This is a genomic window from Hymenobacter puniceus, from assembly GCF_014333525.1.
In the GTDB taxonomy this organism is placed as follows: Bacteria; Bacteroidota; Bacteroidia; order Cytophagales; family Hymenobacteraceae; genus Hymenobacter.
The window spans coordinates 51,953-69,362 of the sequence record NZ_JACSCX010000001.1 but is presented as its reverse complement, the minus strand read 5'-3'; the positions used below and the strand labels follow the sequence as shown (position 1 = coordinate 69,362).

Sequence of the window (17,410 nt, the reverse complement as noted above, 5' to 3'; positions counted from 1 at the left end):
AATGATAATCTCAGGTACGCGTGACCAAGGTTATCGGGCTAGAAGTTATACGCCACGCCGGCTGATACGCCGGTGGACTTGCCCAGATTGCGGCCAGCTACATATGTGTTTGCTCCCACTGTCAGGCCGAAGCCTTTGGCCAAAGGGCGAAATGCGCTGACACCTAAGCGCACGTAATCGACGCGGGTAGCGGGGAAGAAGCCGGTGAAGCCGGGCTGCAGAATATCGGTGCCGCTTTTGTCGGACTTCTGGAAAGATGCCAGGGCATCTACGTATAGCTTTGGGCCGGCGTAGCCCACCTTGGTTTCCGCCACGAAGGCGTTGGGGGCACTGTTGTCGCGCACGCTATAGCCCGCCTGCCCGGTCACGAACACGCCCGACAGCGTTTTGAGGTGCAGCACGCCCTGGCCCGACAACTTGCGCGCACCGTTGCCGATGGCAATGATATAGCCCAGCCCGGATTCCGACTTGTAGTCGCTCACGGGCGTGCTGCCGCTCACCACACCCAACACGTCCACTACATTAGTGCCAATCTCAAAGGAAGATATTTTGGCTTTCAGCAGTAAGGTGATGTCCTGTAGGCCAGCGCGTTTGTTTACATAGCCCTGCTCACGCAACACCTGCTCATCAGCAAAGCCTTTCGACTGAATGTAAGGCAAGCTTACCACGGCTTCCAGCTTGTCGGTGATGCCGTAGCTGCCATACAGGTTAACAGAACTGACTTCTACCCGGTCGAAAATCGGAACCCGGTCGATTTTTTCGGGCGCCAGGTACACGCTCTGGTAGCGCTCCAGCGTGCCCGACACGACCACCGAGCCGTGGCCTTTGCCAGGCAGAAACCCACTAACCAAGCTTTGGGCATTGCCAGTGGCCGCAGCGGCTACATTTAGAAGTGAAAAAAGCAGTAAAAAACGGTAGGTGTGTTGCATAGAGGCGCGAGGTTGAAAAGTTGAAATTACAGAAAGACTTCAGGAAATTATTCAAGACGGCTACCTTTACAGCGTGTCTCAAATTAGGAAGTGTGTTTGTACATCAGATTATACGGCCTTACGTACTTGACGCATTGCCTGGATTTGTTGCCGAGTAAATCCGAATACATTTTTTTTTCGTTACTACTTCACTTTAGGGCAAATACCGCTCTAAAATCCCTGATTTCACCTCTTTGCATATGAAAAGAATAGTACCCACCTGGATTGCTGGCGTAGCTTTCAGCACACTGATTCTGGCAGGCTGCCAGAAAAATGATGAGCTAGATCCGACCATTGCTGGAGTGGCAGTTGCCAATCCGGATTTCCAAGTTTTGGAAGACGCCGCTATCCGTGGCGACGTTGTGTCGATATTGTCCAATAAGAACCCGAATGACCCCGAGGGCAATTACACCGTATTCGCGCCTACCAACGAGGGGTTCGGGCGATTAGGCCTGTACTCAGCCTCTGATCTGCTAACCCTGCAGCAGCCATTTCTGCGCAACACACTTTTTTACCACGTAACGGGCGGTACTGTAGCTGCAGCCGACCTGCGGGCCGGCGTGGTGTCGCCTTCCGCATTAGGGCCAAACCGCCGCATTATCAGCCGCAGCGGCAGCCTCTATGTGAATGGCTCCAAGATTGTGGCCACCGACGTGAAAGCTTCCAATGGCACTATCCACGCTGTGGATAAGGTGCTGCTGGCTACCGGCCTCGACATTGTGCAGTCGGCGGTGGCGCTGAAAGATGCGCAGGTATTCACCAGGCCCGAGCTAAGCTTTCTGGTGGAAGCCGTATTGTACTGCAACCTGGCCGGCGCACTGTCGGCCACTCCCGGTAGCGCACCACTCACGGTATTTGCCCCCACCGATCAGGCATTCAAAGATTTGGGCGTTGCGCTGAATGTGCCGTTGAACGTGCCCGCCGATATCCGCAAGCTACCACAGGCCACGGTGACGGCCGTATTGCTCAACCATGTAGTGCCGGGTGGCCAGTTCACACCCGAGCTGCCCGAAAACAGCAGCGTAACTACGGCTGGCGGCAGCCGGTTGGCACTTGGCGCTTTCAGCAACGGTACGCTTTCTGTGAAAGGCACTAACAACGCTGTGCCGGCGGCTATGGTCATTCCGGATGTGCAGTGTACCAATGGAGTAGTGCACGTCATCGACCGGGTTTTGCTGCCCTAAGCAGTTTTGGGTTTGCCGCGTGGAATCCTGGGTTGGGCGACTATCTGCCGGCCCCGAACCAATAGTGGTTTCGAGCTGGCTGATGGCTGCCGTATTTGCTGGCAATTACACGCGTCCGGCTGTTAAAGACTGCCGCCGATCAAGCGCCCTGTTCATCCCTTGCCTTTATGAAAAAGTTGGCTTTCAACCACAAGTGGGTTGGCGTAGCACTGCTCCTGTTTTTGCTGCTGCTGGCTGGAGGGCAGGTACGGGCACAGCAAACGGCGCCTACCGTCCGGCATTCTTTGGAAGGCCAGTGGAAAGGCGCCCTCACGGTGCCTGGCGGTAGTTTGCCCCTCACTATTACGGTAACAGAACTGGCAGATGGGAATCGGTTTGCGGTGCTGGATGTGCCTATGCAACGCGTGAACCGGGAGCCCATGACCGTGACGCCCCGGGGCGACACCCTGACATTTGAGGCCGAGCAGGCGGGCTGCCGCTTTGTGGGCCGCCGCACTCCCGATGGCCTGCAGCTGTTGGGCGTCTGGCAACAGCCGGGCTACGCCACGCCCCTGACGCTGTTGTTTGTGCCACCAGCTGTTCCGCAGGCCGCCAAGGCATTTAAGTTTCCGCCGCCTTACCGGGTTGAGGAAGTGATGGTGCCTAATACCACTGACCACCTGCAACTGGCCGGGACGCTTACAGTGCCCGCCGGTGAAGGCCCTTTCCCGGCTGTAGTACTACTGTCTGATCAGGATGTGCAAACCCGGGACGCTCAATATGGTGACTTCGCTTTGTTTGGTAACCTGGCAGACTACCTCACCCGCCGCGGAGTGGCCGTACTGCGCCTCGATGACCGGGGAGCCGGAAAGTCGGGCGGCGACTCAACTACGGCCACTGTGGCCGCCCGCATCCGCGACGCTCAGGCGGGCCTGAGTTTTTTGCGTGCCCGGCCCCTCATTGATATTGCGCACTTAGGGTTGATCGGACACGGGCAGGGGGGTAATGTTGCCTTGCTGGCCGCTGCTCAGCCTTTGCCGCCTAACTTCACAATAACCCTCGCGGCCGCCGGCCTGCCGGGCTCCGAGTTGCTGGCTGAGCAGCGCCCATCGATGCTGTTGCGGTCCGGTGCCGCCGATACGGCGCTGCTGAGTCTGGCCCGGCGCCAGGAGCTGGCCCGCCAGCAAGCCCAGACTCAGGCCGATAAGCTGCGAGCATCCGGCTCCAACGCTGCGCAGGTGGCTACCTTTTTAGAGCAGCAGCGCCTGCGCCAGAAGGTAGAAGACAAGAAGCGGATAGAAGCGCAGCGCAAACGCCGCCGCACTATGCTCGACATCATTGCCAACAGCCCCGATGCTGCCCAGTCTCAGGCCATTGTGGCCAATATGGTGCGGCAGGATGCACCCGGAATGCCACCCGAAACAGTGCAGGCCGTGGTGGCCCGCCTTACCTCGCCCTGGTACCGCGACTATGTGAAACTGGACCCGCGTCCGGAACTCAGCAGAGCCCAGGGAGCCATCCTGCTGCTGCACGGTACCGCCGATGATATGGTGGAAGCGCAAACCAATCTGGAGCTCCTCAGCAGAGGTCTGAAAGGCAACATCCGCGTAACCACGCATAAAATTGAAGGGGCCAACCACCTGTTCCAGGCTCCCACCACCGAGTGGCCGCTGCTCAACGGTCAGCCTCGTCCGGTGGTGTCCACGGCCACACTCGAAATCCTGCACGCCTGGATTATGGAGGAAGTGAAAGAGTAAGCACACTCAAGCACTACCGTATTCAACACGGAAGCAGCCCAGACAGCCTTTGAAATGAGGTGTTTGGGCTGCTTTCGTATGGTATGGTTTCTATACCCTATCCCGCAGGTACTGATACACTTCGGGATTGGAAAGCAGGGTGCCGTGGTGCAGCTTTGGGAATACGCGGGTGCTGATCTGCTGCTCGGGTGGCAGGGCTGGGTCGCCGAAAACGCGGCCCAGGGCGCTGCCGGCCCCTACCAGGCCGTCGCCGAAGTAGTCGTGCAAAGCAGAGTTGGCCGATTTCAGCAGCGAGCCTACCAGCACGTGGTAGCGCACGCCAGGCAGCGGCGGCACCAGCGTGCGGGGCGGAAACAGGTCGTCGGCGTGCGGGTCCTGCCAGTCGGCATCCACCAGAATGGCGTGCCGCAGGTCCTTGATGCCGTTGCTGCGCTTGTCAATCAGGCCGCTAATAAAGCGGGTAGGGCGCAGGTTGATTTTGCGCAGCACCACCGAGGTGAAGTGGCTGTTCTGCTCCAGAAACGAGCCGTCGTTGGGCACACCCAGCAGAAACACGTCCTGCAGGTGCGAGAGCCACGAAACGCCAGTTTCTGTCTGCGCTGCCTGCGACGCATAGTAGCCGGCTGACCGAATCACGAGGCCGCCCATGCTGTGCCCCACCAGCGAGAGTCGCCCGATGGCGTTGGGGTAGGTTGTGAGCAGTTCGGTGAGTAGGGCGTGGAGCAGCTGGCCATTCTGGGAAATGTGCAGGCCGGTGTTGTAGCGCACATAAAGACACACTGCGCCGGTTTCCTGCTGCAGGCGCGGGCCGTAGCGCAGCCCACCTTCGCCGGAACCAGCCTGCCAGATTACCTCGTCGCCCATGAGGCCATGCAGAAACACCACTACCTTGCATGGGCCCTTGGTGCCGGCCGCCAGGCGCAGCGCCGAAACAGGCACGTCGGCGGCGTGGCGGCGGAAGCTCATCTGGATGGCCCGGCGGTCCTGGCGCTCGGCCAGCTGGTCGCCGAAGGCTCCGTTGAGTACCGGTAGCGTGAAATGAATGTTTTCCTGCCCTGTGCGGTAGAGGAAGCCAGCCGTGTTAAATGGCACTGTGGCGGCCCGGCCCACCGCCCGAATAGTCCGCCGCCAGCGCGAAGGCGAGGCGGCACCAGGCAGCACGTCTTCTGCTGAAGTATCCTCATTTGAAGCCGGTGGAGCGGTTAGGTCAGCTGGATTGGTGGTATCGGCCGGGGTGGTTGAGCTGGTGGTGTCGTCGGGAACTGGTGCGCCCGGCGTGGGGAGGGCTGACGGATCAGGTAAGGGCGGTTTTTTCGTCACGGAATCAGGAGTTTGCGCGTCAGCGGGCCATCGGGCGGGCTAAGGTGCAAAAGATACACACCCGCTGGCATTCCGCGTAAATCTACGCGGCGGCCGCTGGCTTCGTTGAGTGGTGCGGCCGGCTGCTGCCGGACCAGCTGGCCTTGGGTATTGAAAACCTGGTAGGCCGCTGTGGCCACGGCCGGCTGCGGCAATGAAGCCAAGACAAACTCGCCCGAGGTGCTGGGGTTAGGATAAATACTCAGAGCCGCTTGGGTGGCGGCCGGGGCTGCCGTAGCCGTTATCGTGCCTGTCAGCCCGATGTCATCTATCCACAATGCCGAGCTGGCCGCAACAGAGCCGGTGCCACACAGAAAAAACAGCCGCAGGGAGTCGGGTACAACGCCTGTACTGTAGGTGAGCGGCAGCGAAAACTGGCCGTAGCCGGCCCGAGCCGGCAAAATAGCCGCGGCAGCGCCCACCAGTTGGGCAGTGGGGCCGCCGCCCCGGGTGAGAGCCACGTACACCGCGGCCGAGTCGTTGGCGGTTAGCGTGAGCTTGTACCAGAACTGCAGCGCCGCCGGCCGCCCCGTGAATGGAATGCCGCCAATACCGAACGTGTTGGAATTGACAAAGCGCGAACCCAAGATCAGAAAGGATGGAAAGGGCACCCCAAATATGGCCTTGCTTTCCATCTTGGCCGCAAAGCTGCCAGAGTTGCGGTCGGTGCTCTTCGTGACGGTGCCCAGGGCCACAGGCAAACCCTGCCCGGCGTAGATGGCATCGGTGGTGAGCCAGCTGGTAGGATACTCCGAGGCGCCCTGCGTGGTCCAGGTTTCCAGGCCGCCATTAGGCACATTTTGCGCCGAAGCCGGCTGGCCCCCGGCAAGAATAATCAGCCCGAAGGCAGCAAAGAGTAGCGTTTTCATAGCCTGGCAGACGGTTAGGAGCGAACAGGCCAAGCGGCCCTTCCGCCGGCCTATCCTAAAGATACCACGCCCGCTGCACCTGAAAAATCACATAAATGAGTGATGGGCAGTAGGTTGAAATTGTGGATGCAGCCGTACATCAACCACAAAAAAACTCCTGCCACCGGTAGGTACCGGCAGCAGGAGTATAGCAAGCAACTAAAGCCGAACGAGTCTAGCGGATAAGCTTGCGCGTAACGGGTCCGTCGGGAGTGTTGAGCTGAAGCAGATAAACACCGGCCGGTAAGTCGCGCAGCTCTACAGGGCGGCCACCAGCAGCACTGCGTGGTGCTGCTGCTGCCGTACGTACTACCCGCCCGGTAGCATCGGAAATGGTGTAGGGAGCAGTAGCCACAGCTGGGTTTGCTACCGAAGAAAGCTGGTATACTCCGTTGGGGCTGGGGTTTGGATACACAGTGAGAGTTGCGTCGAGGGCCGGGTTCCGGGCCGACTGCACAGTGCCGGTCAAACTTACATCGTCAATGAAAAGGGAGGTGCCGGTGGTAATATTTTGGGCAAGGCCAGACGCAAAGGCAAGGCGCAGCGTATCCGGCGTATCGGGGCGGCGGTAGGTGAGGGGCAGCGTCACGAGCGTGTAGCCAGCCTGAGGCGCCAGAATCTGGAAGGCGTCGGCCACAATTTCCGAGTTGCCATTCACAGTTTTATAAAGCGCTACCTGCACCCCTGCCGAGTCAGAAGCCGGGCCGGTTGTCTTGTAGTAAAACTGCAGATTGGCGGGCCGGCTGGTGTAAGCAACGCCCCCGCCAATATCGTTGTTACCGGCGCCAAGCCGGGTTCCAAGCACCAGAAAACCGGGCAACTCACCTTGGAAATCCTGGGTTTGCAGCTTGGCTGCAAAGTTGCCGCTACGCTTATCGGTCGATTTAACCGTGGTGTTGGTGGAAAAAGGCAAAGGCCCCAGCAGTTCAGCAAGAACGTCGTCCAGCGTCAGCCAAGTCTGTGGCGACTCGGAGGCGCCGCGCTGAGCCCAGGTTTCAAGGGTACCATTCGGAACAGCCTGCTGCGCTACTGCGCTACTGGTGCCGAAAAGGGCCAGTACGCCGGCCGCTAAGGGTAATAGAGACTTCATAGAAATTGAAAAAAATGGAAAGAAAGTAAAAGATGATAGTGGCAAAAACAGTGGATTGCCATGATAAGTACCTCACCAAAACTGTGCCGGGATGTAGCTGCCAGAAAAAAGTTCCCGAATTGCTGCTTTTTTTTGGCATGGGCTGCACTTATTTCAATCCGCTGCTTACTGCAGGATAAAGAGTAGCACCAAGCCGAAAATTGGGCTTGGCTGGAAGCCAATAATAGCAACTACTGTAATGGAGGCCGACGCAGTGCCTGAATCAGCAACCCGGTTAGCAGGCCAGTGGCCAGCCCGCCAAGGTGGGCGGCGTTGTCGGTACCGGTGGGGCCTGAGAGGCCGCTTACCAGGCTGCCGAGCGCGAAGTAGAGCAAAAGCCCCAACAGGCCGGCCCGCTCCTGGCGACTAAGGGCGCCGCCACGCGTGAGCAGCATTGCCAGTACCATTCCATACAATCCGAAAATGGCGCCTGACGCTCCTACGGAATTGACGCCCTGCGTGTGCCACCACAAGCTGGCCAGGCTACCACCCACACCACTTAGCAGGTACACCAGCAGCCACCGGCCACTCCCGGCTTTGGCCTCGGCCATCAGCCCCAGCAGCAGCAATGCACTCAGGTTGAGGAAAAGATGCGCCGGCCCGCTGTGCAAAAACGTGCCGCTAACCAGGCGCCAGGGCTGCGCCCGCACCAGCCCCGAAAAGTTGGAGCCCCACGCAATGAGGTCGGCGCCAGAGGGAGCCAGCAGATTTACACCCCCCAGCGCGCCCATAGTACCATACGGCAACAAATTAGCCAATAGCAGCAATGGCGTAGCAGCATAGCCCCGCCGGGGCCAGAAGACAGCGCGCAGCAACCGGCCGACTGCTCGGAGCGTGCTGCCTTCCGGCTCGGCGGCCACGGCTGGCGGTGGGCTGGCAGGTTTGCCTGGTAGCTCCGTCGGAATCAGGCCACGGCGCTGAAGCTCCAGCAGTGCCGCCGCCCCCACGGCCGGATACCGGCCAGCCTGCTGCGCTAAGAGTAGCAGTTCGGCGTTGGTCTTGTGCGCAAAAGGATTTTCGGGAACTGGCGTTTCCATATGGCAGAACTCAGAGGCTCAGCGCTATCAACAACCAGCCCACGCCCAACGTCCGGTCCATCATCTGCCAGAACCGACCATTTGCCTGCAAGAAATACTTGCCAAGCGAGTAGTTGAAAGTAAAGCATGAATCAGCAATGAGTTGATTTAATGACTATTTGAATATCTGATTATCCTTTAAGTGAATAAAAGGCTGAAAATTTAACTATATTTAGTCTTTATTGTTCTGTTTATACCCTTTCCCACCGCGCCTTTTTGTCATTTATAGTAATGTCTGTTACTGCAATCCTGCGTGCCCGGGCCCAACAGCGCTTGGCAAAACAGTTATATCACAATGCCCGCTCCAGAGCTATATTTACACAAGCAGGCCTGGCTCTGAAAGAAAGCCACATGAGCTTCCGGCAGTTTTTTTCCTGGTCGAATCCGGTATCGTCGGGGTTGCGGAGTTTGAAGTACGTGTTGGTTGCGCTGCTGCGGCTGCCGCTGGGGCGCAGTGCGCGGCTCAGCTATGGCTATACCGGCGAAGACCGCCTGCTTGAGTCGTTGCTTAAGCCATTGGTTACCTACAATGGCTTCTATGTGGAAGTGGGGTGCAACGAGCCGCGCTTTATTTCCAACACGTTTCTGCTGTACCGGCGCGGCTGGCGTGGCATCTGTATCGACGCTAATCAGCAGCTGATTGATAAGTTTGGCCGCATCCGGCCCCGCGACCAGGCCGTATGCGCCTTTGTGGCCCACGAGCTGGAGCCGCTGGCTTACCTGGAGTTTGGCAACAATGTATTATCTACCGCCGACCCGCAGTATGTGCCGCAGTATCTGGCGCAGGGCGAGCAAATCGAGCGGACGCGGCAGGTGCAGCCCCGCACGCTCACGGCCATTCTCGACGAGCGCCATGCGCCGCCCCACTTCGACCTGCTTACGATAGACGCCGAGGAGTTCGACCTGTCGGTGCTGGAGTCGTTGGATTTCGAGGCCTACCGGCCTCGGCTGGTGATGGTAGAAGCCGAGGATTTTGATCCGCTACAGCCACTGCAGCACCCCATCACCACGTTTTTGCTGGCTCGCAACTACAGCTTCAAAGGCAGCATCCTTAAAAACCTGTACTTCCTCGACGAAGCCGCTTAAATCAAGATGGTCGTTTGGGTTACAACGTACCACGCCGCAGGCGGGCAGTCCATTTGTCGCGGCTGAGCAGGGCTTCCCGCATCACCGTGGCCGAATCCTGCATTCTGGTGAGCTCAGGTGTGTAAATCGGCAGGCCATTGCCGTAGCGGCCGCTCAGGTTCTGCAGCAGATCCATGCGCAGGTAGGCGGCGCGGCGCATCAGCTCCACCCGCTCGGTAAGCACCGGTGTCAGCTTGTGGTCGTAGGCCAAGGCTTTATTAAGGCGGTGCCACTCTTCCAGCACGGTACTGGCCTGGCCGGGTAGGGTGGCGTCGGGCTGGGTGTTGCGTAGTTGGTTGAGCAGGTAGGTGCTCTGGTTTTCGGCCTTCCAGTAGCGCTCGGCCAGCAGCCGGTATTTGCGGGTCGCTACGGTGTCGCGGGTGCGCTCGGTGGCCGGCAGCTGGCGCAGCTCCTGCGCTATCTGGGTGCGCGTAAGCGAGTCGAAGGCCGGAATCAGGCGCGTTTCCACGGTTTCCAGCACGGGCGGGCCGGCTTCTTTGCGGGCCTGCTCGGCGGCCTGGCGGCGGGCAGCGTTCTGGTTTTCCCAATACAGCAGGCCGCCCAGCAGCAGTGCCACCAGCACACCTACCCACACGGCGGGGCGTTGCCATACTGCTGGTTCCGGTTCCTCGTCATACACCGGCAGATGGCTCCCCATGGGTTGCAGCTCGGTAGCCGGGTCGGGGCTGATGCCGCGGCGGCGTAGCTCCTGCCGAGCAGTGTTTACCAAATCCGTATGATATAGCTCCGGGTTGCGGGCCAGAAAAAGCAACTCGGCGTCAGTTTTCTGATGGATAAATTCGGAATCGGAAGGAGCAGACATGCAGGATAAGGGCAGCAAAATGAATAATTGGCCTTCAAGTTGGTAAAAAGCCCCGGTACTACCATGCGCGCCGCCCAACGCCGGCATCGGCTGGTGCGTATAGCCCAGCAGCAAGGTCTGCCGGACGGCAGATCTGCACCTGCTACCACCCCTCTTTACTTCCTCTCCCATGAGCGCCGATCAAACCAACCATTCCGACCAGAACACCCAGTCCACGCCCAATGCCTCTTCCGAGCAGGAAGGCCGTCAGCTCAGCACCGGTGGCGAAATTCCCGCCCAGCAAGATGCTGATGCCCAGGCCAGCGGCAACCCTGAATCCACTAGCACCCAGCAGAACATGGGCGACGGCAGCGGCATCCGCGGCGACTATGGCAATGCCAGCCAAACCAATGGCGCCGAAGGCACTTCGGAAGCCAACGCTGAAGGTGCCCCGAAGCAGAATAATCAGTAGATTAAATACCCCCTTCATGCGGTAAATTCTGTATTTGCCACACTGCTACGTAGCCCTCATGCGGCGGAAGACTCTATCTTTCGCCGCATGAGGGTTTTTGTTTTTTCGTTGACTGCGGCCGGTAGCCTGCTGGCGCTGGCCGGCCCGGTAGCTGCGCAGCGCGGCCGCAATCCGCTAACCGAGCTGCTGCAGGCCGATACGGCCCATTTTGGCCGCGTGCTGCGCGACCCGGCTGCCTATCGGGTGCAGGTGCTGTACACCCAGATCAACCGCGACGCACGCGGCCGGCCGCATTTCCGCACGTTCCGGTACGGGGCGCCGGCCACGCAGTATTTCTACCCGGCCAGCACCGTGAAGCTGCCGGCCGCCGCGCTGGCGCTGCAGAAGCTGCGGGCTTTGCGCGCCCAGGTGCCGGAGCTGACTGCTGCCTCGCCGCTGCGCATCGACACGGCGTTTGCCGGCCAGACTGCCGTGCTGCGTGATACTTCGGCCCTGAGCGGGCGGGCCAGTATTGGGCAGTATATCCGCAAAGTACTGCTGGTGAGTGATAATGACGCCTTCAATCGGCTCTATGAGTTCGTGGGGCAGCAGGATATGAACGAGCAGCTGCGCCGCCGCGGCCTGCCCGGAACGCGCTTGATTCACCGCCTTTCCGTCGGCGACCAGGAGCCGGGCTCGCGCCACACCAACCCGCTGGCTTTCTACGCCGATACCACCCTGAGCCGGCCGCTGTACGTGCAGCCCGCCGCTTACAACGCCCAGCCGCTACCCCCGCTGCCCGCCACCGATTTCCGCATAGGCCGCGGCTATATGCAGGGCGGGCGGGCCGTGGATGGGCAGGAAAATACGGTGCTGGTGCCCGAGCCGCTGGATCTGGGTAACAAGAACTATTTCCCGCTGCAGGAGCAGCAGCAGGTGCTGCGGGCCTTGCTGTTTCCGGAAGCTGTGCCGGCCCGCCAGCGGTTTGCGCTGGCCGCCGCCGACTATCAGTTTCTGCAGCGCTACCTCTCCATGCTGCCCCGCGAAAGCCAAGCCCCGCGCTACGACGTGGCCCATTTCCCCGATACTTACGCTAAGTTTCTGCTGGGTGGCGGGGGCACTACGCCGTTGCCGCCGGGCGTGCGGGTGTTCAACAAAATCGGGCAGGCGTATGGCTTCCTGATTGACAATGCCTACATCGTGGACCTGGAGCGCAACGTGGAGTTCCTGCTGTCGGCCGTCATCTACACCAACTCCGACGGCATCCTCAACGACGACAAGTACGACTACGACACTGTCGGTTTCCCGTTTATGCGCGACCTGGGGCAGGCGGTATTGCGCTACGAGCAGCAGCGCCCGCGCCGCCACGCCCCGGACCTTGGCCGCTTCCGCCTGGACTACCGCGCCACCACTACCGACGACGCCCCATGACTGAGCGCATGAGTGAGCAAATTGGTGAGCCCACTGCCGGCCCGCGCGTACTCAGTTCCGCCGACTACCGTCGCCTAGTACAGCAGCACCCCAGCCACGCCCTGGTTGATCTAACCGAAACGGTGCCAGGCCTGCGCCTGGATATCCGGTACGCCACGCCGCACAACCTGCTGGGCGAACCGCTCTACAACCGGGCTGCCGCGTTTCTGGCCAAGCCCGCCGCGCAGGACTTGGTGCGGGTGCAGGCCGCGCTGGCCCGGCACGGCGCCGGCCTGCTCGTGTACGATGCCTACCGGCCTTACCACGCCACGGTGCGCCTCTGGGACAAAGTGCAGGACGAACAGTACGCCGCGCCGCCCTGGCGCGGCTCCCGCCACAACCGCGGCGCCAGTCTTGATGTGGGCCTTGTGAACCTGGCCACCGGCCACCCGCTGCTCATGCCCACCGATTTCGACGACCTGACGCCCGTCGCCCATACCGCCTACGAGCCGGTTTCGGTGCTGGCCCGCCGCCACCGGGCGTGGCTGCTGGCCGCCATGAGCGCGCACGGCTTCCAGAACTATCCGGGCGAGTGGTGGCATTTTGATCATCACCGCTGGGCGGAATTCGACTTGCTGGACGTGCCGCTGGAAGCGCTGTAAGACGTGGCTGGTAGCAGCTGATGCCGGAACACCCCAGTCCGACGGCGGAGGCGTCCGACCAATTGCTGCATGCTGACGTTGTTAGGTTGATGTTCGGGTGGCATCGTTCAGGCAGCGCGGATAGCAACCGGTCGGACGCCTCCGGCGTCGGACTAGGAAGGCTACGAGACGAAAACCAGGTTCGATACCAAACCGGCCGCTTATCTGCGTAATTTGCAGGCTGATTCCCTGTTTTTGTGCTGATGTTCCGATTGTTTGCTGCTGGCCGCCTCGCGCTGTTTCTTCTTCTCACTGCCGGCCTGCTGGCCGCCTCGTGCCGCCCCGCCACTGCCGCCGATACGCCACCTAAGCGCGAGCTTCGCGGCGTCTGGATTGCCACGGTGGAAAATATCGACTGGCCCAGCGCCCGCACCCTTTCACCGGAACAGCAGCGCCGCGAGTACATCCGGCTGCTCGATGCCCAGCAGCGTAACGGCATCAACGCCGTGTTTGTGCAGGTGCGCCCCGCGTCGGATGCCTTCTACCAAAGCAGCCTGGAGCCCTGGAGCAAGTGGCTGACCGGCACCCAGGGTAAGGCCCCCAATCCCGCCTACGACCCGCTGCCCTTCCTGATCGAGGAAGCCCACGCCCGCGGCATGGAGTTTCACGCCTGGTTCAACCCCTACCGGGCCACCATGGACACCGTAACGCGCCGGCTGGCCGCCAACCACCCGTACCGGCAGCATCCGGAGTGGTTTATCCGGTTTTCCGGCAAGCTGCTCTACAACCCCGGCCTGCCGGAAGTGCGCCAGTACATCAACCGCGTGATTCTGGACGTAGTCAGCCGTTACGACATCGACGGCGTGCACTTCGACGACTATTTCTACCCGTATCCGGAGGCCAACCAGACCATCCACGACGAAGCCGCCTTCGCCCGCTTCAACCCCGACAACCTGAAGCTGGCCGACTGGCGCCGCCAGAATGTGAACCTGCTTATCCGCGACCTGCACAGCTCCATCCAGGGCACCAAGCGTTGGGTGAAGTTCGGCATTTCGCCCTTTGGCGTGTGGCGCAACCAGGCCACCGACCCCAACGGCTCGGCCACCAAAGCCTTCCAGGGCTACGACGGCCTCTATGCCGATGCGCTGGAATGGGTGCGCCAGGGCTGGGTTGACTACTTGCTGCCGCAGTTGTATTGGAGTTCTAACTTCAAGGTGGCGCAGTATCCGGTGCTGGTGGAGTGGTGGGCGCGCAACGCCAACGGCCGCCACCTCTACATCGGGCACGGCGCCTACCGCATGCTGGAAAGCACCAAGGCCGACACTACGTGGCGCAACCCGCGCGAGCTGCCCCGCCAGATTCGCTTCAACCGAACATTCCCGGCCGAGGTGGGCGGCAGCGTATTTTTCAGCGCGAAGTCGTTGCTGGCCAATGCGCTGCACACCACCGACTCGCTGCGGCAGAACCTGTTTCACTATCCGGCTTTAGTGCCCACCATGCCCTGGCTGGATGCCGTGCCACCCCGCCCGGCGCAGGGCCTGACGCTCACGGCCGCCCTGCCCACCAACATCCTCACCTGGCAGCCCGCCCCGGCTGCTGCCGACGGCGACCTGGCGGCGTACTACGTCATTTACCGCTTCGAGGATGGGGAAACGCCGACGCCCAACGACCCGCGCCGCATCCTAACCGTGGTGCGCCCGCGCACCAACGGCCTGCTGGCCTACACCGATACCTCGGCCCGCATCGGCCACGCCTACGCCTACTACCTTACGGCCGTCGACCGGCTGCACAACGAAAGCCGCCCCGTGAGTGTGCGCAGCACCGGCCGCCCCGGCGAAATCATCCTGGCCCAGGCTCCCACCGAAACACCCACAACGCCCGCGCCGGTAACCACCGCGCCGGCCCCGGCGGCCCCGTCCGTGGCGGTGCCCGTGCCGCGCCCGGCCGCCTCGCGCCCTGCGGCTTCGGCCGGCACCGTTACAAAGGTGAAAACCAAAGTCAAGCCCAAGAAAAAGCGCGGCTTTTTCAGCCGGATATTTGGCGGACGGTAGCAGCAAACAGAACGGTGTAGAGACGCGACACTTCGCGTCTCGTCGTTGCTGATGTTGTGTATCGGGTGCAGCTCTGGTCGTTCAACAACGAGACGCGAAGTGTCGCGTCTCTACATCGTCCTCACGGCCCCGTTACTTTTTGGCCGGAAGCCGCTCGTATTCCAGCTGCTCGAAAATCTGTAGCTCGGGCTGCCAGATGGGCGTCTGGAGCAGCAGCTTGCGGCGCGTGAGCTCCAGCATCAGCTGCCCATTGAACAGCGGGCCATCGTTGGTTTGGGAGCTGCGGGTATAGAGCTGGTTGCGGCGCACGGAGTAGGTGCCCTGCTCGGTGAGCACCAAGCGGCCGCCGCGGGTGGTGGTGTACGTGTAGGTGCTGTCGGGGTGAAATTCCACTACTAGCGTCAGCTCGCCGTTGCTGATACCGATGTTGGTTTCGGCGGCCGGGCTGTGGAAGAGTTTTTCCTGCAGCGAGTCCGGCAGGGTGGCGGGAGCCTCGAAGGCAATCTGGCGCAAACCCCACCGGCCCGTGAGCGGCGCTTGGGCCCGCGCCGCGCCGGTTGCAGCCAGCAGCAACAGCAGCGTTATCAGCCACCCAGGCAAAGCCGAAACGCGCCGCACCAAAAGCCAGGGCATCTGCATAATATAGTGGCGCACGCTAAGCGGCCGGCCGGCACTGGCTGCACACGCCCGACATCAGGTAGTCGCTCCGCTCGGCCTGAAAACGACCCGGTAGCACCACCGGCGGGATGGAAACCTGGTTGAGGCAGTACGTATGCTGGCAGGTGGTACACTTGAAATGCACGTGGTTGTCGTAGTGCGCGTGCTCGGTGCAGCCGGTGGCGCAGGCCGCGTAGCGGATGATGTCGGTGGCATCAATGACGCGGTGAATGACGCCTTGCTGCTCGAAGGTGCGCAGGGTGCGGTAGAGCGTAATCCGGTCGATGCCGGCCTCACCCAGCGCCTGCTCGATGTCGTTGCTGGATAGCGCGTAGGGGCGGCTCAGTAGCACCTGCAGCACCTGCCGCCGGATAGGAGTGGCGCGTAGCGCGTGGCGGGCCAGGGTTTCGTTGATACGGGCGGTAAGAGGCATACACAAAATTACAGATTCAGGCAGACTTGGGCCGTAGCAAGCCAGCAATTGAAGTAGCCCACAAGGCTAAGCCATAGGAAAGCTTGCTGCTACCAGCTTTCTAGAACGCAAACAGCCCGCCGGAAGTACCGGCGGGCTGTTCAGAAAGGTGTTTGTGCTATACGCTAGAATGCGCGATACTCGAACACGACGCGGGCCGTAGAGCCGGCCGTGCTGGGTTTCACGCCTACTATGCGCAGCAGCATGGGCTCGGCGCCACGTACGCGCACGGCAAACAAGTCGCCGGCGGCTACGGCGCCGGGCAGGGCCGTGGTGCCGGTCAGCGAGGCCGCGTTCTGGAAGAGCAGCGTGCCTACCGCATTGGCCGAGGCCGTGGTGTAGTAGCCCGTAGCGGCCGTGGCCACCGGAATCCGGTAGTACACGGTAGTGTTAGCCGACGAAAGGTTGACGGTAGTGCCGAAAACGCCACTGGCAAACAGGTCCTTGGTGGTGGCTGCCGCACTGGCTGGCACGTTGGCCCCCAAACGGAGGTCGTAGGCTACTGAATCCTGCGGGGCGCTGGGGCCGGACGTTACGCGGCCGGTGCGCACCCGGCTCAGGGCCGTGGGGGCCGCTACGTTGATTGGCGCGGCAGTAGCCGTCACGAAGAACGGGCCGGAATAAGATGTGAACAGGAAGGTAACCGGTTGGCCCTGCGAGCCACGTGGCACCATTACATCTACGGTCCGGGCGTTGGCAGCACCGTTGCTTGGGTTGCGAATCACGCCGGTGCGCACCGGTGCGCCCGTGCCAATCCGGTAGAAGGTCGTCAGGCTATCCACGTTCTTGAACAGCGTGGTGGTAGATGGCGTGGCGGGCACTACCCCAATTCCACCTTCGTTCAGCACCAGATTGTACCCGATGATGTCGTTTTCGGTTTGCGCCGTGGCGGCCAGGTTGTTGCGGAACGTGGTGATAGTGGTCGGAGAGGCTGTGGTGCCGAAGCGTAGGGTAGGGCGGGCCGCTACGTTGTAGGTGAAGCGCTGGCGGCGGGTAGCCCCGTTTTCAAACGTCGTCGTCACATCCACCCGCACGGCCGTCTGGTTGGGCAGGTTCGGGACGGTGTATGGAATCGGCTGGGCCGTAATGCCGGCCCGCTCATCAAAAAACGGGTTGGTGGGGACAAGCGTGGTTACCACGGCCGAGTCGGTTCGCCCAATCACCTGAAACACCGTAAAATCCCGGATTTTGTCGGCAGCGTTGAAACCAACCAGCAGATTTACCACCTCGCCGGGGGCATACTTGGTTTGCAGGCCAGCCGGAGCGGCCCCCAGAGTAGAAAAGCCTCCGTCGCCGGTCAGCGCGTAGGGTGGCTCGAAGTCGTCGTCGCAGGCAGTGATGGCCAGGCCGGCCAGGGCCAGCAGCAGGGGCCAGGGGCGCCGCGCCAGCGCCCGTATGTTAGAAAGTAGGTTCATAGAGAAAGTACATCAGAGAAAGAGAA

General features: G+C 61.1%; 16 protein-coding genes. 7 read left to right on the top strand and 9 right to left on the bottom strand.

Annotated elements, in window-relative coordinates; translation table 11 throughout:
- Positions 1-38: 38 nt before the first annotated feature.
- Positions 39-929: a hypothetical protein gene (locus H8B14_RS00290; RefSeq protein ID WP_187313645.1), complete on the bottom strand. Its 891-nt coding sequence runs from the start codon at positions 927-929 to the stop codon at positions 39-41.
- 239 nt (positions 930-1,168) lie between these two features.
- Here H8B14_RS00290 and H8B14_RS00285 point away from each other — a divergent pair, with 239 nt between their 5' ends.
- Positions 1,169-2,152 (top strand): fasciclin domain-containing protein, encoded by a 984-nt coding sequence (locus H8B14_RS00285; RefSeq protein ID WP_187313644.1) that lies wholly within the window; start codon positions 1,169-1,171, stop codon positions 2,150-2,152.
- 167 nt (positions 2,153-2,319) lie between these two features.
- On the top strand, positions 2,320-3,888 hold the full coding sequence (locus H8B14_RS00280; protein WP_187313643.1) for an alpha/beta hydrolase family protein: 1,569 nt from the start codon (positions 2,320-2,322) through the stop codon (positions 3,886-3,888).
- Between the two features lie 90 nt (positions 3,889-3,978).
- On the opposite strand, the gene H8B14_RS00275 is transcribed toward H8B14_RS00280, so the two are convergent.
- From H8B14_RS00275 to H8B14_RS00260, 4 genes are all read right to left on the bottom strand, one after another.
- The gene (locus H8B14_RS00275; RefSeq protein WP_187313642.1) at positions 3,979-5,208 is read right to left on the bottom strand and encodes a lipase family alpha/beta hydrolase; all 1,230 of its coding nucleotides are present in this window, start codon (positions 5,206-5,208) and stop codon (positions 3,979-3,981) included.
- Positions 5,205-6,116: a T9SS type A sorting domain-containing protein gene (locus H8B14_RS00270; protein ID WP_187313641.1), complete on the bottom strand. Its 912-nt coding sequence runs from the start codon at positions 6,114-6,116 to the stop codon at positions 5,205-5,207. The genes H8B14_RS00275 and H8B14_RS00270 overlap by 4 nt, the downstream gene beginning before the upstream one ends.
- Positions 6,117-6,330: 214 nt before the next feature.
- Positions 6,331-7,245, bottom strand: a complete 915-nt coding sequence (locus H8B14_RS00265; protein WP_187313640.1) for a T9SS type A sorting domain-containing protein — start codon at positions 7,243-7,245, stop codon at positions 6,331-6,333.
- A 230-nt stretch (positions 7,246-7,475) separates the two neighbouring features.
- Positions 7,476-8,321 carry a rhomboid family intramembrane serine protease gene (locus H8B14_RS00260; protein WP_187313639.1) on the bottom strand — a complete coding sequence of 282 codons (846 nt, stop codon included), beginning with the start codon at positions 8,319-8,321 and terminating at the stop codon, positions 7,476-7,478.
- A gap of 390 nt (positions 8,322-8,711) precedes the next feature.
- On the opposite strand from H8B14_RS00260, the gene H8B14_RS00255 reads away from it, so the two are divergent.
- Positions 8,712-9,446 carry an FkbM family methyltransferase gene (locus tag H8B14_RS00255; protein ID WP_187313638.1) on the top strand — a complete coding sequence of 245 codons (735 nt, stop codon included), beginning with the start codon at positions 8,712-8,714 and terminating at the stop codon, positions 9,444-9,446.
- A gap of 19 nt (positions 9,447-9,465) precedes the next feature.
- Here H8B14_RS00255 and H8B14_RS00250 read toward each other — a convergent pair whose 3' ends face one another.
- On the bottom strand, positions 9,466-10,308 hold the full coding sequence (locus H8B14_RS00250; protein ID WP_187313637.1) for a hypothetical protein: 843 nt from the start codon (positions 10,306-10,308) through the stop codon (positions 9,466-9,468).
- Positions 10,309-10,477: 169 nt separating this feature from the next.
- Between H8B14_RS00250 and H8B14_RS00245 the strand changes: the two genes are divergently transcribed.
- The 4 genes from H8B14_RS00245 (at position 10,478) to H8B14_RS00230 (ending at position 14,840) form a co-directional block, all read left to right on the top strand.
- Positions 10,478-10,759, top strand: a complete 282-nt coding sequence (locus tag H8B14_RS00245; RefSeq protein WP_187313636.1) for a hypothetical protein — start codon at positions 10,478-10,480, stop codon at positions 10,757-10,759.
- Positions 10,760-10,846: 87 nt separating this feature from the next.
- Positions 10,847-12,169 (top strand): serine hydrolase, encoded by a 1,323-nt coding sequence (locus tag H8B14_RS00240; protein ID WP_187313635.1) that lies wholly within the window; start codon positions 10,847-10,849, stop codon positions 12,167-12,169.
- Complete coding sequence (locus H8B14_RS00235) at positions 12,166-12,810, top strand: M15 family metallopeptidase (protein WP_187313634.1); 645 nt, start codon at positions 12,166-12,168, stop codon at positions 12,808-12,810. Before H8B14_RS00240 ends, H8B14_RS00235 begins: the two co-directional genes overlap by 4 nt.
- A gap of 242 nt (positions 12,811-13,052) precedes the next feature.
- Positions 13,053-14,840: a glycoside hydrolase family 10 protein gene (locus H8B14_RS00230; protein WP_187313633.1), complete on the top strand. Its 1,788-nt coding sequence runs from the start codon at positions 13,053-13,055 to the stop codon at positions 14,838-14,840.
- 132 nt (positions 14,841-14,972) lie between these two features.
- Here the strand turns inward: H8B14_RS00230 and H8B14_RS00225 are convergent, their stop codons facing one another.
- The 3 genes from H8B14_RS00225 to H8B14_RS00215 form a co-directional block, all read right to left on the bottom strand.
- Entirely contained in the window at positions 14,973-15,473 is a 501-nt protein-coding gene (locus H8B14_RS00225) for a hypothetical protein (RefSeq protein ID WP_187313632.1), read from the bottom strand.
- A 22-nt stretch (positions 15,474-15,495) separates the two neighbouring features.
- Positions 15,496-15,930, bottom strand: coding sequence for a Fur family transcriptional regulator (locus tag H8B14_RS00220; RefSeq protein WP_187313631.1), 435 nt, complete (start codon positions 15,928-15,930; stop codon positions 15,496-15,498).
- Between the two features lie 164 nt (positions 15,931-16,094).
- A complete protein-coding gene (locus H8B14_RS00215; protein WP_187313630.1) occupies positions 16,095-17,384 on the bottom strand; it encodes a hypothetical protein in 1,290 nt (429 codons plus the stop codon).
- Between the last annotated feature and the right edge of the window lie 26 nt (positions 17,385-17,410).